We start from the raw sequence: 15,024 nt of genomic DNA on the forward strand, positions 1-15,024 counted from the left end.
CCGTCCGGAGATGGCGCGGCGGCCGGACGTCGATCATCGGGCAGCTGCAGCGTTCGCGGCGCCCCGGCCGCCCGGCCGGACGATGTGACCGCGGCGGTGGGCCACGATCAGGAAGATCAGGGTCAGCAGGACGCCCGCGCCGACCGCCGCCACGCCGCCCTCGGGGCCGAACTCGCCGCCGGTGAACAGCTCCGGACCGGTGATCGTGACTTCGACCAGGCCCTTGCCGAGGCCGTTGCCGGACGATGTGAGGCTGAAGATGCCGGCGAGCAGGAAGTTCCAGGTGAAATGCAGGCCGATCGGCACCCACAGGTTGCGGAAGGCAGCGAAGCAGGCGGCCAGCATGAACCCGGCCTCGACGGCGATGGCCAGCGCCCCCCACAGGGTGGCCTTGTCGTTGAGCAGGTGCATCGCGCCGAACGCCACACCGGTCAGGATCAGCGACGGGTACGTGCCGAGCCGCTCCTCGACGATCCGGAACAGCACGCCCCGGAACAGCACCTCCTCGGTCACGGCCGCCGCCGCCATGAACCCGAAGATGCCCCACGTGTTCGGCATCGAGCCGAAGCCGCCGACGTGGAAGCTGCCGTTGAAGGCCAGGTTGACCGCAACCGACGCGAACATCGCCGCGCCGATCAGCGCACCCGTGACGAACCGCGAACCACCGCCGGCCAGTTCGCTGACGTCGCGATGTTCAGTGCGCCGCACCACCCAGCGGTAGGTGAGGATGGTCAGGACCGCTGACAGCAGGCCGGCGGCGAGGGTCAGCCACGGGTTGTCCTGCACCGCGCTGGTCACCTGACCGCACACCACCATGACCGCCAGCACGGCCAAGAACTGCTTCACGAAACGCATGACGGCTCCTTCACCAGCCCGCGGTCGGTGCGCCGCGGCCAGCAAGAACGCTATGGATCAGAGACCCGGAGATCGTCACCGCACAGTGGACACCTGCGCGTAGCTCTGTCGGGGGACAAGGCCCTGACCAGCAAGGCGCGGAAGGACCGATGGAGAGCGTCGCCGGCGTTGTGATCGAGCGATCCCTTCACCGCGTCCTGCTCACCCGCGTGGACCGCTCCCCTTGCGCCCTTCCTTGACGTCACCGTCTCGCCGCGCATAGCCTAACGCCGTAAGAAATCCTAACGTTGTTAGAAAGCGTGCTCGGGGCCCCGATGCCTATGCGCAATGGAATGGAGCAAGACATGCACACACTCGTCATGACAGGCGCAACCCGAGGGATCGGACGCTTCGCAGCTGCCGCCCTGTTGCACGACGACCCGCAGCTCCGGCTCGTCGTCCTCGCACGAGAGTCCACCAGCGCCGAGGCGATGCGTGAGCTGCGGGCCCACGACCGGGTCACGGTCGTGAACACCGAACTGGCAAGTATCGACAGCGTCGAGTCGGCGGGCCGAACGGTGAGTGCCCTGCTCGACGCGGGAGAACTCCCGCCACTGCGCGGGTTCGTCGGCAACGCGGGCGTCCAGTTCACCGATGCCCTGCACACCACACCGGATGGCCTGGAGACCACCTTCGCCGTGAACGTGCTCGCCAACCATCTGCTGCTGCGTGCACTCGAGTCCCGGCTCGTCAGCCCGGCCCGGATCGTGCTCACGAACAGCGGCACACACTTCGGGGATCTACGACACACGTACGGACTGACCCCCGCGCCACGCTGGGCTGACCCGAGTGTCCTGGCTCGGCCGGGCGCCTTCCCGTCGCCGGCGACCGTCGCGGCCGGGTACACCGCGTACGCGACGAGCAGGCTCGCGGCGGTGTACCTGGTGCACGAGTGGTCGAGGCGCCTGCCCGACGGCGTGGACATCGTCGCGCACAGCCCCGGCCTGGTCCCCGCCACCGGGCACGGCCGGCACGCCAAACCCTTTGCTCGCTTCCTCAACGACCGGGTCGTGCCGTTGCTCACGGTGACGCCCGCCATCGACAACGCCGCGACGGCCGGACGGCGGCTCGCCGCCACCGTCACCGGACGTACGCCCGCACCGTCCGGCTCGTACGTCGACCGCAGCCGCGTGACGCCCTCGTCGAACGAGTCTTACGACGTCGAGCGCGAGCGTGCCCTGTGGGACTACCTCGAGGCGGTGCGGCTGCACGAGGTGAACCTATGACCGGCGGGGGCGGCGGCGGCCGCCAACAAGGACGACGAGATAGTCGTCCACCCCGGCGTTGCCCCACCATGAACCCCCGTCGTCTGGTCCGTCTTCCGGCGACGGCATCCGCCTGCGGGCGCAGCTATCCCCCGACGACGGCTCGCTGTTCCTCACTGGCCTCGCGTACGAGTGTGGCGAAGTCCGGCTGCTCCGGTGTCTCCAGCCAGCGGGCGAACGCGGCCTTGAAGACCGCGATCGCCGTGTCGGCGGTCAGGCGGGCCGTGCGGGCCGGGACTCCCCGCCGCTGCAGGGCGTCAGCCAGCGCCTCGGAAAGGCTGGCCAGCTTGATCAGTTCCCGCTCCAGCAGCCCCGGGTGTGCCGTGATGACGCGCTGGCGCTGGCGGGAGGACTCGCGGTCGGCCGGGAAGACATCACCCGCGGTGCTCAGCGCGGCGGTCACCGCCGCCCACGGGGCTGCAGAGGGCGGTGCGTCGGTCACGCGCTGGACGAGATGATCGTGCAGCAGCTGGGACCCGCCGAAGAGGACCTCGCGCTTGTCCGCGAAGTGCCGGAAGTAGGTGCGCTCGGTCAGTCCCGCGCATTCGGCGATCTGGGTGACGGTGACCTGGTCGTATCCGTGCTCGTCGTAGAGCTCCAGTGCCGCCGTCTCCAGGCGCCCGCGCGCATTCGGTGTCCATCTGCCCACGCGCCGAGTGTAGGTGATGTCTGTCGCTGTCGTCGCGCGGCGGGGATCCGATGACAGCAACTGACATGACGTGCTACTTTGATGTCAGCCGCTGACATGCGGAGATGTCTCACCGAGGAGAATTACCGTGGCGCCATCGACTCTCAGTAGCAGGGACCAGGTCGAGCCGCAGTTGCGAGTGGCTCTGGACGCGGTTCCGCCCTTCGGGGTTTCCGCGGAAACACTGGCGGACTTCCGACCGGCGGTCGATGCCATGGCGCTGTCGGCGCCGGACGCACCGGGCGTCACCACCGTGGAACGGCAGGTGCCACGTGCGGACGGGACCTTCATCCCGGTCCGGGTGTACACACCCGCCGGCGACACCGCCCGCGGAGCTCTGATCTTCCTGCACGGCGGCGGAATGATCATGGGTAGCTCCGTCGGCTACGACGCTCAGAGCCGGCACTTCGCCCACACCGCGGGCTGCGTGGTGGTGGCGGTCGACTACCGGCTCGCGCCCGAGAACCCGTACCCGGCCGGCCTGGAGGACTGCTACACCGTGCTCACGTGGCTGCACACCGCAGCCGCCGACCTGGGGTTCCCGGCCGGTCGCATCGCCGTCGCCGGAGAGAGCGGAGGCGGTGGGCTCGCGGCGGGCCTCGCGCTGCTGGCCCGCGACCGCGCGGAAGTGAGCCTGTCGGCGCAGTTCCTGCAGTACCCGATGCTCGACGACCGGACCGGGACCGACACCGAACCGGACCCCCTGCCGTACGCGGGCGAGTTCGTCTGGACGGCGCACAGCAATCGCTTCGCCTGGCAGTCGGTGCTGGGCGAGGCGCACGCCGGTCCCGACGTCCCCGCGTACGCGGCACCCGCCCGGGCCATCGAGGCGGCCGGCGTGGCCCCCGCGTACATCGTCGTGGGTCAACTCGACCTGTTCGTCGGTGAAGCGCTGCGGTACGCCAGGACGCTGATCGGCAGCGGCGTGCCGACCGAGCTGCACCTCGTCCCCGGGGCCTACCACGCGTTCATGTCGTTCGCCCCCGAGGCCGAGACCTCCCGGCGTGCCTCGGACCGGTTCCTCGACGCGATCGTCCGCCACTTCCGCGAGGGCGAGGTCCCAGCGTCGTGAACTGCGCACCATGCTCGGTGCCCTCGCCGAACAGACTTCGGGACGGGCTCCGGCTGGCTCGCTCGAGACTTCGACGAGTACGGCTACCCGCCGCGCCATGGGCTTGCGAGACCTCGACGGCGTCCGGCGTCTCCTGCGATGGCGGGACGCGGTCACCTGACCGGCCCCTGGTCTGTCCGCCGGTGGTCATCGCGGGCTCGGCTTGAGATCGCCGCTCTCAACGGTGCGCCTCGAGCCATCCCTGGACATCGTTGATCACCTGCTGGTCGGGTTCGCCCAGTTCGTCCGCGAACTTCGGAGACACATTCATGGTGTGTCCCATTCCGGGATAGATGACCACTCTGTGATCCTTGTTGCCGGCCGCCGCCATTGCGGCGTCCGCGGTGAGCGCCGCTCGGGCCGGGGTTTCCAGGTCGTTCTCGCCGTTGAGCAGCAGCGCCGGGCCGGAGAACCGGGGCAGTGCCTTCCCGGCGTCCGGGAAGCGGGCGAGGTCTTTGATGTAGCTGACCAGGAAGGGGTCCAGGCCTGGGATGGCCGGGTACGCGTCAATGCCGGTGATCTTACGCAGCACCGCACCGGCCTCCGCGTCGATGGCGATCTGACCGTCATGGTCGGTGTCGGTGCTGGCCTTGATCTTCTTGCCGTCGAGCAGGACGGAGCGGAACAGGTCGGCGACCGGTTGCGGCTGGCCCACCAGACCGTCGGTTGCCTCGGTGGCGGTCAGCCGGCCATCGCCGTCGAGGTCGAACTCGTCGTGCAGCTGCAGCGGCAGGCGACCGTAGACCTGGAACGTCAGAAGTTGCTTGACCGGCTTGCCGAGGACGGCCATCGCGATCACCCCGGCCGGCTTCGGGATGCCGAAGTTGTGCGGATCGGCGGCCAGGTTGGCGGCCACGTTGGTGCCTTCGCTGTGGCCGAGCAGGAAGATCTTCGAAGGGTCCACCCGCGGTGACCTGGCCGCGAACCGGAGCACGGCGGCGGCATCCTGCTGGGTCCGGTGGTAGGGCCGCGGTGGCTCCAGCTGGGCAGGATCGGTGGTCCGTACCGGCCCGATGTCGCTCACTCCGCGCTTGTTGAAGCGCAAGGTCGCGTAACCCGCACGGCCGGCTGCCTGCGCGAGCCCTACGAAGGTCGAACCCTTGCCACCCGGCAGCGTCTGGTTCATGTCGTTGCGTCCGCTGCCGTGCAGGAACACGACCATCGGTAGATGCCCGTGGGCGGCGCTCGGATAGGTCAGTTCGGCCTTGGTGACCCAGCCGTTGCCGAGGTCGATCCGTACCTGCTCTCGGGTGATGCTGTCCCAGCCGGACGTGGCGGGCTTGGCAGCTACGTCCGCGTTGGCGACCTCGGTACCTGCGGTGAGCACAGCGGCGCAGGCGAGGACGATGAGCAGGTTCCCGTACTTCTTTGCAGTTCTCATGTCACATGTCCTTCTTCGGCGATGGCCGGCATCCAGCAGGTGGGGCCGCGACCGTCGGACGCAAGGCGCGGCCCCACCTGCCGAAGGGCTCAGCGGACGTTGCAGAGGGCGTGGTCGACCAGGTCGGTAGTGATGTCCACCGCAGGCATCCGCACACCGGGATCCGGCTTGAGCGAATCGGTGTTGATCGACACGGTGACGCTGCGGGAGCCGTCCGGGGAGACGCCGTTGCGGGTCATGAAGCCGGGGATGTCGCCGCCGTGGCTCCAGTAGCCGCCGCACGAGTTGTCCGCCCACACGATGCCCAGGCCGTATCGAGCGCCGGGCCACCTGCCTCGCAGATTGTCGTCGGTTTCCACGGTGCGTTGCATCTCGACGAGCTGGGCGCGCTTGAGCACCTTGCCGGTCACCAGTGCCCGCAGGAAGGTGTTGGCGTCGTCCGCGGTGCTGATCATCTCACCGGCGGGGCCGGCCAGGGACGGGTTCAACAGCGTGGCGTCGATCGGTTCGCCGTAGCGGGGATCCTCCGGCGTAGCGTCCGGGCCGGGGAACCGCTGGTAGCCCACCGCGTGCGGGCGCGGGATCGTCGGCGTGGTGCCGGGCAGATAGGTGTTGCGCAGGCCGAGCGGCCGGACGATCCGATCGCGGACCTCCTGCTGCCAGGTGTGGCCGGTGACCTTCTCGATGATCATCGAGGCTACGACGTACCCGGTGTTGGAGTAACTCCACCGCGAGCCGGGCGCGAAGTCGGCCGGGAACTGCATGGCCAGGCCGACGAGTTCGGCGTTTGTCCAGGTACGCAGGCGCGACTCCTGGAATCCCTCCTCGGTACCCAGGGCGGCCATGGCGTTGGTGTACTCGGGCAGGCCGCTGGTGTGCTGCAGAAGCTGCCGGACGGTGATCCTCCGGCCGTCGTTACCGTTGCCCCGGATCAGGCCGGGCAAAAACCGTTCGACCTTGTCGTCCAGCGACAGCCTGCGTTCGCCGACGAGCTGCAGCACGGTCGCCGCCACGAACGGCTTGGTGAAGCTTCCGATCCGGAACTTCGCGTCCCAAGGCACCGGGGTGCTCTTCGCAACGTTGCCGTAACCACTACGCACTCGGACGTCGCGGCGCCATGTGTCCAGTTCGACCAGCACGCCCGGTGCGCCGTACTTCCGCAGTGCGTCCGCGTCGGCCTGCAACGTGGCGCTCAGACCGGGCCGGAACGCGACAGGCGTCAGCGAGTCGATGGTCGCGGCCTGAGCATCTCCGATACCGGCCACGGCAGCTCCCGCCACCGTCGCCGCGACCATGACGGCCACAAGTGATTTCCTCATGCCGACGACGCTAGAGAGATCGCTAAGGGAAAACGTCACCACACAGTGGACACTCGGCTGTCCCTCGCACGAGGGACAGAAGGCCCGCCACCCTGGAGCTGAGGCCGCCTCGAAACCGCGCCGCGCGCCGAACTCCGCGCAAAGAGGATCCCGGCGACGCTGCCACAGCGACGATCAACATGCGACCTGTTCACCACAGTCCCACCAGCCTGGAAACGCGAGGCCGAGATGGGAAACAGAAAGGCCGTGACATGCGTTCCCGCAAGTCACGGCCTTTCAATGAAGTGCGCCCGAAGGGACTCGAACCCCTAACCTTCTGATCCGTAGTCAGATGCTCTATCCATTGAGCTACGGGCGCTCTCTCACTTGCTCAGTCAGCCTACAACACCGACTTTCGCGCGGAGACTCCGGGATTCGAACCCGGGATGGGCGATAAACCCAAACCGCATTAGCAGTGCGGCGCCATAGACCAGACTAGGCGAAGTCTCCTCGGCGACCCTGCGGCCACCGAGGCTTGACAATACCGGACCCTCGGGACGCCGCACAAAGAGGGGCGCGACAGACCCACCAAAGATCTGCCCAAGCGGTCCGCCAACAGGCGAAACGTCGCATCAGCGACTAGGCTGCGTGCGATGGAGGAGAACACCCGCCGGGAGGCCCCGCGCGCCCGTGATCCGCGGGCGCCGTTCGCCACGCCCGAGCAAAAGCCGCAAACGCCGTCGCAGCCGTCCGCCGATTCGCCCGAGCGGCCGGCCTCCGCCAAGCGGCCGGCCCGCCGCGGTGCCCCGCCGGCGGTCACTTTCCAGCCCCCGCGTCCCGGCCCGGGTGCCGAAGGTCACTCCGCAGAGCCACCATCGGGTACGCGTGAAGCACCCCCGCCGCCCCCGGCCGCCCCGAAGCCGGCGCCGAGCGTGCGCAAGCCCACACGAAAAGCGGTCCCGGCCCAGCCGGCGGCCCCCGAGGACCCGGTCGTCGAGCCGAAGAGGCCGCGAGCCCCCCGAAAAACCACGCCGGCCAAGGCAACACCGGTGAAAGCAGCCCCGGTCAAAGCAGCGCCCGTCAAAGCCGCCCCGATCGAAGCCGCGCCCGCCAAAGCAGCGCCGATCAAAGCCACCCCGGCCAAAGCCGCCGCAACCAAGACAACTCCGGCCAAGGCCGCCCCGGTCAAGGCGACCCCGCCGAAGCCCGCCGCCCCTCGCAAGGCGGCGAAGACAACAGCCCCACTCCCGGAAGCACCCCCGGCCGACCTGCTGTCCCAGCTCCTCGCCGACCCGGCCCGCTCACCGCGCACCCTCGCCGAGGCAGCCGTCCGCACCCTCGGCCCCCGAGCCCGTGACCAGATCACCGCGCTCCGGGCCACCTACCCCTCGGCCACCACCGCGGGTCTGGTCCACCTCACGGTGCAGCGCTTCACCCGCTCCGCGAGCCGGCGCGGGATCCTCGGTGCGCTCGCCGGCCCGTACTCTCCGGTGGCGGTCGCGGGCAGTGCCGCGCTGACGCACGCCGAGCTGGTGTTGCACCTGGCCGCGATCCACGGTCGGGACCCGGTGGATCCGCGCCGGGCCGACGACATCCTGGCCTGCGCCCGGTTCACGGCGCCGGAGGCGGCGGGCTGGCTCGCGCTGAAGCTCGTCGACCGGCGACTTCCCGGCACGCTCCTGGTGGCGGCCGTCCTGGCCGGTCGCACCGGTGTCGAGGCGACAGCGGTACGGGCCCGGCGGCTTTACACGGTCAGCCAGTCCAGCCAGGAGTCGGGCAGCAGCTGATAGCCGACGAACGCGGTGATGTCGAGCAGGGAGTGCGCGACGATCAGCGGCATCACCCGTTTCGTCTTCAGGAAGAAGATCGCGAAGACGACGCCCATCACGGCGTTGCCGATGAAGGCGCCGAAGCCCTGGTAGAGGTGGTAGGACCCGCGCACCACGGCGGAGATCGCGATCATCGAGGCCGGGGAGACGGCCATCGTGCGCAGCCGGGTGAGCAGGTAACCGACGACTATGACCTCTTCGAGGATGGCGTTCTGCAGGGCGGACAGGATCAGCACCGGGACCGTCCACCAGTACGGCGCGAGGGCCGACGGCACGATCTGGGCGTTGATGCCGAGCTGCAGTGACACGTACACCAGAAGAAGGCCGGGAATTCCGATGGCCGCGGCCAGCCCGAAGCCCCAGCCCAGGTCGAAGCGGGGTCGCCGGTAGTCGATGCCGAGCTCCCGGCTCGGCGCGATGTGGTCGCGCCAGAGCAGGAAGAGCACCAGCGCGACCGGGATCAGCTCGAAGAAGATGCCGAGCAGCTGCCGGGTGAGGTCGAGGTAGGGACGCGCCGACTGGGGCGCGTTGAGCACCGCGGTCTGCTGCGCGAGCGGCTGGGCGGCGGTCAGTTTGGCGGCCAGCGACACGATCGCGTAGGCGGCCGACTGGCCGAGCGAGAGCAGCAGCACGATGACGATCTCAGTGGTGTACACCCGCCGGGTGCCCCGCCGGCGCTCTTCGAGGGTCACCGGGCAACTTTACGGCAGGCATAAACGCCCTCAATTCCCCAAGCGACGCGCCGGGAGCCGTGACGAGTCGCACTTCGCGTGCGTCGTGTACCTGACTGTGCTGACCACTCTGAATCCATGGGAGACCTCGCACGCTTGCTCAAGGAGAGCTGGAGTCTCGTCGAGGAACATCAGGACAAGGTGGCCGGCTACTTCTACGCCCGCATGTTCCTGTCGCATCCGGATCTGCGAGACCTCTTCCCGGTGCACATGGACGTCCAGCGGACCCGCCTGCTGCACGCGATCGTGACGGCGGTGCAGACGCTGGAGGATCCGGAGAAGTTCGACGACTACCTGCGCGGCCTGGGACGGGATCACCGCAAGTTCCACGTGGAACCGGAACACTACGAGATCGTCGGCGGGGCGCTGATCGAGGCGATGCGGTCCTTCGCCGGCGAGCAGTGGGGCGTCGACTACGACCAGGCGTGGGCCGACGCGTACGCGGTGATCGCCTCGAAGATGCTGGCCGGCGCGGACGCCGACCCCAATCCGCCGTACTGGTACGCCGAGGTGGTCGCCCACGAGCGCCGGGCGCAGGACATCGCCGTCCTCACGGTGCTGCCGATGCAGCCGCTGGAGTTCCGCGCCGGGCAATACCTGAGCATCGAATGCACCAAGTATCAGCCGCGGCTCTGGCGGACCTATTCACCGGCGAACGCGCCGAGGCGCGACAACACCATCGAGTTCCATGTCCGTGCGGTCGGCGCCGGCTGGGTTTCCAGTGCCCTGGTACGGCGTCTCCAGGTCGGCGACATGATCAAGGTCGCCGCGCCGATGGGCACGATGACGCTGGACCGCCGCTCGACACGGGACGCGGTGTTCGTGGCCGGCGGCACCGGTCTGGCCCCGGTCAAGTCCCTGCTGGAGGAGCTGACCCGGTACAACCGGACCCGCTGGGTGCACGTCTTCTTCGGCGCACGGACCCGGGACGAGCTGTACGACCTGGCCGACCTGAACCGGCTGGCGGCGCGGTATCCCTGGCTGTCGGTGGTGACCGCGTGCAGCGACGACCCGACGTTCCCGGGCGAGCAGGGCAACATCTCGGACGTGGTGGCCCGGTACGGCCCGTGGCAGGAGCACGACTTCTTCGTCTCCGGCTCCGGCCGGATGGTGAAGGCCACCCTGAAGACGCTCGCGGAACTCCAGGTGCCCTCGGTCCGGATCAAGTACGACAGCTTCACCGAGGCCTGAGAGCCCTCGGAGGACTAGTAGTCCCAGGGACGTCCGGTCTGCTGGTACTGCGCGACCGGCACCAGTTTCGCGTCTGGTGTCATCCGGTCGACGTAGAGGCGGCCTTCCAGGTGGTCGATCTCGTGACTGATCAGCCGGGCCAGCGCCCGGTCGAACGAGGTCACCACCCGGGTCCCGTCGAACCGGGCGTGCTCCACGTCGATCCGCAGCGGCCGGGTGACGAGGCCTCGGTAGTCGAAGAAGGAGAGGCAGCCTTCGTACTGGTCGTCGCAGTCGGTGGACTCGCCGACGATGCGCGGGTTGAGCAGGACGATCGGCTGGGCGTCGTACTCCGGCGGCTGGACCACGGCGGCCGCCACCGGCACCCCGATCTGGGTCGCGGCCAGGCCCACGCCCTTGCTGAACTCGTGCAGGTCCTGCAGCCGGCCCAGCGACGTGAGCAGCCGGGTCACGGTCTCCTGGGCGGCGTTGCTCTCCCGGGGCAGCTGGAAATGCCGGGCCCGCTGCCGGAGCAGATCGGACCCGCGCTGGATGATGCCGATGCCCCGCATCCGGTGGGAGGCGCGGGGCAGGACCGGCTCCGGCGGCCCGATTTCGTCGTAGATCGGAGCGTCGGCGCCGCGGTACCGCCATTCCAGCCGGTACCGGGCGTTGAGCAGGGGCGCGTCGGTTGACCACTCGAAAATGGCGCGACCTCCCTCGGTGCGGCGTTCCAGCGGGGTACGGACGGGCACCTCGGCGGCGAGGGACGCCTCCACACCCCATACCTGTGGTTCGAAGTTCTCCGGCAGGTTGAGCCGGACGGTCAGCGATCGGGTCGGCAGCCGGACGGCGCGCTGGAACCACTGGCCCCATTTCTCCTCGCCGACCGTGTACGCGTACTCGATCGTGGTCCGCTCCCCGGGGTAGAGCGGGAACTGGCCGCGGTCGTTCGCGAACAGCAGCCAGATCTCCTTGGCCGCGTCCCGGTCGAGCTTGACCCGCCACTGCATCGGCTCGGCCGCGCTGCCCTCACCGGCCCGGGCCTCCACGTCCATCTCCTCGAAGGAGAGCGGGTTCTCCCGGTGGTGACGGTTGGAGCCGGCCGGGTCGTGCGGGTACCGATCCACGGCGATCTTCACGAGATAGCGGGTGACCGGCTCGACCCCGGCGTTGTAGAGGTCCCGGCGGACGCGGCAGCGATAGGCCCCGTCGGTGTACGCCAGCTCGGCGACCTCCTGCTCGACCACGAGCCCGGTCCCCGGCGGCAGCCACTGGACGGGCACCGGCGGGTCACGGTGGAGTGCGGAGCCGCGGGCGTGCCGGAGCTCGTCGTACTCCTGGAAGCGCTGCCAGATCATGCCGCCGGCGCCGAGCACCGCCTCGGCCCGGCGGGCGAAGTCCTCGGTCGGCTTGTGGCGGCGTCCCTCGACGTGACTGACGTAGGAGGGATCGAAGCCCATGCGCGCGGCAAGCTGCTTCTTGGTCATTCCGCGCTCGACCCGCCATTGCGCAAGCGCCGTAACGAACTGGTCTGCGGCCCGTTCAATGGGCGAGGTGGTCATCACGGATGTCCCCTTCGCGACGGCACGTTCAGTGTCGCTGGCGCTCCGTGTCCACAAGGTGCTAGTAGCGCGTTGCCGACAGATACCTTGACGAATCCGGCAAGAGCGCAACGCTACGTAAAGTAATTCTCGCCGAGGGTATTCGTCCGAAACATCCCGCTCAAGAGTGTGGTTAGGCTACCCTTAACCGGGTACGGTGGGTCGCCTCAGACCTTTGCAGTAGATCCCGGCGAGGAGATAGCGGTGCCCGTGAGCAGCACCCTGGAACTCTCTCGGTCCCGGCTCACCGATCAGCCCCTCGCTCCGGTGACGACCACGCTGCGTGCCATGTTCGGCACGAGCACCGAGATTCCCGGCCTCGCTCCCGATCTGGTGGTGCACGACCTCGTCGGCTGGACGCCTGCGGCCCGGCTCGCCGACGTGCACCTGGAGACCCTCCTCGACAACGCCTCCCACCGCTGGAACGCGCAGCCGCACGCGGCCGCCGCGCTCGCCTGGAAGGCGTACACCTACTGGCTCACCCTGCCGGCCGTTCTCGGCTGGGCCTCCGCGCGCCGCGTCCCGCTGCTCACCGCCACCGACACGGTCATCCACTTCGACGACCCGCGCCCACTGGTCAGCCTCGGCATGCGGTCGGACATCACGGTCGCGGTCCTGCCCGGCGACCCGCTCGCGCTCGTCGGCCACCCGCGGGTGCGCGTGGTCGGTGACGAGGACGCGCTGCTCGCCGAGTTCCGCCGGGCCGTCTTCGACGAGCACCTCGGCCCGCTGCTCGACGCGATCCACGACCGGGTCCGCCTCGGCAAGCGGACGCTGCTCGGCTCACTCGCGTCCGGCATCGCCTACGGCGTGCTGCGCTCAGCGGACGCGCTTCCCGGCTCGTCCGCGGAGAGCATCGACCGGCTGCTCGGCACGCTGGGCGTCCGCGACCTGATCGAGCTCTACCCGGGCCCGAGCGGCAAGCTCGACGTCCGCCGCAAGACCTGCTGCCTGGCCTTCACGCTGCCCAAGCCGAAGGTCTGCCCGGGCTGCTGCATCAAGTGATCACTTCATCCCGATCGCGGTGACCGTCGCGTCGGGGTTGTCGACGAGCGCGCGCACGTCCCACATCCACACGCCCTCGGTCCAGGTCGGGCGGAAGCCGATCAGCTCGGAGAACGTCCGCAGCATCTCGATGTCCCGGGCCTGCGGCGTCAGCACCACCACGCCGGCTTTCCAGAACCGCAGGTCGGCCAGGGTCATCTCGCGCCGGGTGTCGGTGATCTCCGGAATCGGATTGCCCTGCCGGACCGAGGTGATCAGGCCGCTGGTCGGGCGCCACGGCGGCGAGAAGATCGCGGTGCGGTCGTCCGGGTTGCGTGGGTCCTGATTGGGCAGCAGCGCGTACGCCCCGGCGATCCGCATGTCCTGACCGGTGTACGCCGACCAGCGCAGCGGGTCCGGGTAGTTGGAATCCGGCAGCGGCAGGGTGACCATCGTGTGCTCGTCGTCGACGAACTGCTTCCAGGCGCCGGACGTGACGAACTCGGGGACCGGTTCCATCAGCGTGGTCCGCAGCGGGGTCGGGGCGAGCGGCACGAGCGCCATCGCCACCGCGGTGATCATCGCCACCCGGACCGGGCCACGGGACTGCGGCTGGGTTCGGATCATGTCGGCGGCCCGCTGGCAGCCGAGCGCCAGGATGATGCCGACCATCGGCGCGATCGCCATGGCCCACCGGGTCGGGACGGCCGAGTTGAGCACCGGGACGCTGTGCAGCAATGACCAGATGCCGGGGACGCCGGTGTTCACACCGTTCAGGTAGATGCGCGGTCCGAGCGACATCGCCGCGAAGAAGATCGTGATACCGCCGATCGCCACCACCGTCGCGGTCCGGCGCATCCAGAGCACCAGACCGACGAAGAGGATCACCAGGCCCCAGCCGAAGAACGCGTTCTCCTCCGCCGGGTTCTGCGTGAGGCCGGCCGCCACCGCCTCGTTGCCGGCCACCGAACGGCTCGCGTACGCGGTGAAGGACCCCAGGTCGGCGCCGAAGTGCCGGACGAACTCGGCGAGGCCGTGGTAGCTCTGCGGACCGAAGAACTGCACGCTCAGCGGGTAGGCCAGAACGGCCAGGGTGGTCGCCGCGGCGACGCCGAGGGCGCGCAGGAAGGTGAGCACCTCGCCGCGGTGGCTCCGGCGCCGCACGATCGCCATCACCGCACAGAAGATCCCCAGCGCGACCGCGGTCATGAAGAGGATCTCGAGGTTGATGAAGGCCTGCCAGATCAGCAGACCGGCAAGGAGCAGGCCGTTCCGCACGACCCGGCGCGGCCTGCGCAGCTCCAGGGTGCGCCAGATGATCAGCGGAACGAGGAACTGCGAGACGATGTTCGGGTGGCCGCCGGCGTGCGAGACCATGCTCGGCGCGAAGGTGCAGAAGAGAGCGCCGACCCAGGCCGCCAGCCGAGACGCGACGAACCGGCGCGAGAGCACCAGATACCACGAAGTACCGGTTAATGCCAATGCACCGGTGAGAAATACGTTGAACGCCACATGTGGCCCGAACAGAAGAGTGATCGGCGTCAGTGGCAAGGAAACGGCCAACACTGAGGTGTTGGCCATCATGTTCACCCCGTCGGGGTAATTCAAGCGGTCCGAGAAGAACGGATAGACGCCATCCGTGAGCACTCGGGCACCATGCGCCAGCATCCACTCGAAGAATGCCTGATCCTGAGGATCATCGCGCAGTTCATGATCAAGATTGAGCCACAACGGCGCCGTGACGAAGAGGGCGACAGCCAGGAACGACCCGATGGCACAGACGTCCCGCCAGGTGAGCGCACGCCACGGGAGGCGGCGTCGGGCAGGGCGTATCTCCTGCTCATCAACGGTTTCCACCGCCGGCGCGACGGCGGGGCGCGTCGGGGTCACGACATCGCCCTCGAGGGCGATCAGCTCCGCGTCCAGGTCGTCGGCGGCGGTCACTTGGCGGGGCGGAAGAACGTTCTCCCCGGTCGACTGGCCTGTCGAGTCAAAACCCGTAATCGTCATAGCATCGGCGAGCCTAACCGAGGTTCCGAAGAGTTCAGCGGTGAGCGCCCGATGCGTGA

Annotated in this window: 13 protein-coding genes and 2 tRNA genes; 5 read left to right on the forward strand and 10 right to left on the reverse strand. The window is 68.9% G+C overall.

Annotated features, from left to right (window positions below):
• Nucleotides 1-33: 33 nt before the first annotated feature.
• Entirely contained in the window at nt 34-855 is an 822-nt protein-coding gene (locus AMIS_RS39440) for a CPBP family intramembrane glutamic endopeptidase (RefSeq protein WP_014448090.1), read from the reverse strand.
• Between the two features lie 344 nt (nt 856-1,199).
• Here AMIS_RS39440 and AMIS_RS39445 point away from each other — a divergent pair, with 344 nt between their 5' ends.
• On the forward strand, nt 1,200-2,120 hold the full coding sequence (locus AMIS_RS39445) for an SDR family NAD(P)-dependent oxidoreductase (protein ID WP_014448091.1): 921 nt from the start codon (nt 1,200-1,202) through the stop codon (nt 2,118-2,120).
• Nucleotides 2,121-2,244: 124 nt separating this feature from the next.
• On the opposite strand, the gene AMIS_RS39450 is transcribed toward AMIS_RS39445, so the two are convergent.
• Nucleotides 2,245-2,808, reverse strand: coding sequence for a TetR/AcrR family transcriptional regulator (locus AMIS_RS39450; RefSeq protein WP_014448092.1), 564 nt, complete (start codon nt 2,806-2,808; stop codon nt 2,245-2,247).
• A 253-nt stretch (nt 2,809-3,061) separates the two neighbouring features.
• Between AMIS_RS39450 and AMIS_RS39455 the strand changes: the two genes are divergently transcribed.
• Nucleotides 3,062-3,919, forward strand: a complete 858-nt coding sequence (locus tag AMIS_RS39455; protein ID WP_051042338.1) for an alpha/beta hydrolase — start codon at nt 3,062-3,064, stop codon at nt 3,917-3,919.
• Between the two features lie 217 nt (nt 3,920-4,136).
• Here AMIS_RS39455 and AMIS_RS39460 read toward each other — a convergent pair whose 3' ends face one another.
• The 5 genes from AMIS_RS39460 to AMIS_RS45075 all read right to left on the reverse strand — a co-directional run bounded on the left by AMIS_RS39460 (nt 4,137) and on the right by AMIS_RS45075 (nt 7,772).
• Nucleotides 4,137-5,339 (reverse strand): alpha/beta hydrolase, encoded by a 1,203-nt coding sequence (locus AMIS_RS39460; RefSeq protein WP_014448094.1) that lies wholly within the window; start codon nt 5,337-5,339, stop codon nt 4,137-4,139.
• 89 nt (nt 5,340-5,428) lie between these two features.
• The gene (locus AMIS_RS39465) at nt 5,429-6,658 is read right to left on the reverse strand and encodes a serine hydrolase domain-containing protein (protein WP_014448095.1); all 1,230 of its coding nucleotides are present in this window, start codon (nt 6,656-6,658) and stop codon (nt 5,429-5,431) included.
• Nucleotides 6,659-6,943: 285 nt separating this feature from the next.
• Nucleotides 6,944-7,016: transfer RNA gene (locus AMIS_RS39470), tRNA-Arg, on the reverse strand.
• Between the two features lie 41 nt (nt 7,017-7,057).
• Nucleotides 7,058-7,147 (reverse strand) — tRNA-Ser (locus AMIS_RS39475).
• A 346-nt stretch (nt 7,148-7,493) separates the two neighbouring features.
• Complete coding sequence (locus AMIS_RS45075) at nt 7,494-7,772, reverse strand: hypothetical protein (RefSeq protein ID WP_386933776.1); 279 nt, start codon at nt 7,770-7,772, stop codon at nt 7,494-7,496.
• Between AMIS_RS45075 and AMIS_RS41115 the strand changes: the two genes are divergently transcribed.
• Nucleotides 7,687-8,424: a hypothetical protein gene (locus AMIS_RS41115; RefSeq protein WP_014448096.1), complete on the forward strand. Its 738-nt coding sequence runs from the start codon at nt 7,687-7,689 to the stop codon at nt 8,422-8,424. The two genes, AMIS_RS45075 and AMIS_RS41115, sit on opposite strands and share 86 nt — an antisense overlap.
• Here the strand turns inward: AMIS_RS41115 and AMIS_RS39485 are convergent.
• A complete protein-coding gene (locus AMIS_RS39485) occupies nt 8,382-9,158 on the reverse strand; it encodes a CPBP family intramembrane glutamic endopeptidase (RefSeq protein WP_014448097.1) in 777 nt (258 codons plus the stop codon). The genes AMIS_RS41115 and AMIS_RS39485 overlap by 43 nt on opposite strands.
• Before the next feature lie 117 nt (nt 9,159-9,275).
• On the opposite strand from AMIS_RS39485, the gene AMIS_RS39490 reads away from it, so the two are divergent.
• The gene (locus AMIS_RS39490) at nt 9,276-10,388 is read left to right on the forward strand and encodes a globin domain-containing protein (protein WP_014448098.1); all 1,113 of its coding nucleotides are present in this window, start codon (nt 9,276-9,278) and stop codon (nt 10,386-10,388) included.
• Between the two features lie 14 nt (nt 10,389-10,402).
• Here AMIS_RS39490 and AMIS_RS39495 read toward each other — a convergent pair whose 3' ends face one another.
• Nucleotides 10,403-11,932, reverse strand: a complete 1,530-nt coding sequence (locus AMIS_RS39495; RefSeq protein ID WP_014448099.1) for a peptide deformylase — start codon at nt 11,930-11,932, stop codon at nt 10,403-10,405.
• A 327-nt stretch (nt 11,933-12,259) separates the two neighbouring features.
• Here AMIS_RS39495 and AMIS_RS39500 point away from each other — a divergent pair, with 327 nt between their 5' ends.
• A complete protein-coding gene (locus AMIS_RS39500) occupies nt 12,260-12,976 on the forward strand; it encodes an IucA/IucC family C-terminal-domain containing protein (RefSeq protein WP_051042649.1) in 717 nt (238 codons plus the stop codon).
• Here the strand turns inward: AMIS_RS39500 and AMIS_RS39505 are convergent, their stop codons facing one another.
• Nucleotides 12,977-14,965 carry a glycosyltransferase family protein gene (locus tag AMIS_RS39505; protein ID WP_014448101.1) on the reverse strand — a complete coding sequence of 663 codons (1,989 nt, stop codon included), beginning with the start codon at nt 14,963-14,965 and terminating at the stop codon, nt 12,977-12,979.
• Nucleotides 14,966-15,024 lie beyond the last annotated feature (59 nt).

It is taken from the genome of Actinoplanes missouriensis 431 (assembly GCF_000284295.1).
GTDB lineage: Bacteria > Actinomycetota > Actinomycetes > Mycobacteriales > Micromonosporaceae > Actinoplanes > Actinoplanes missouriensis.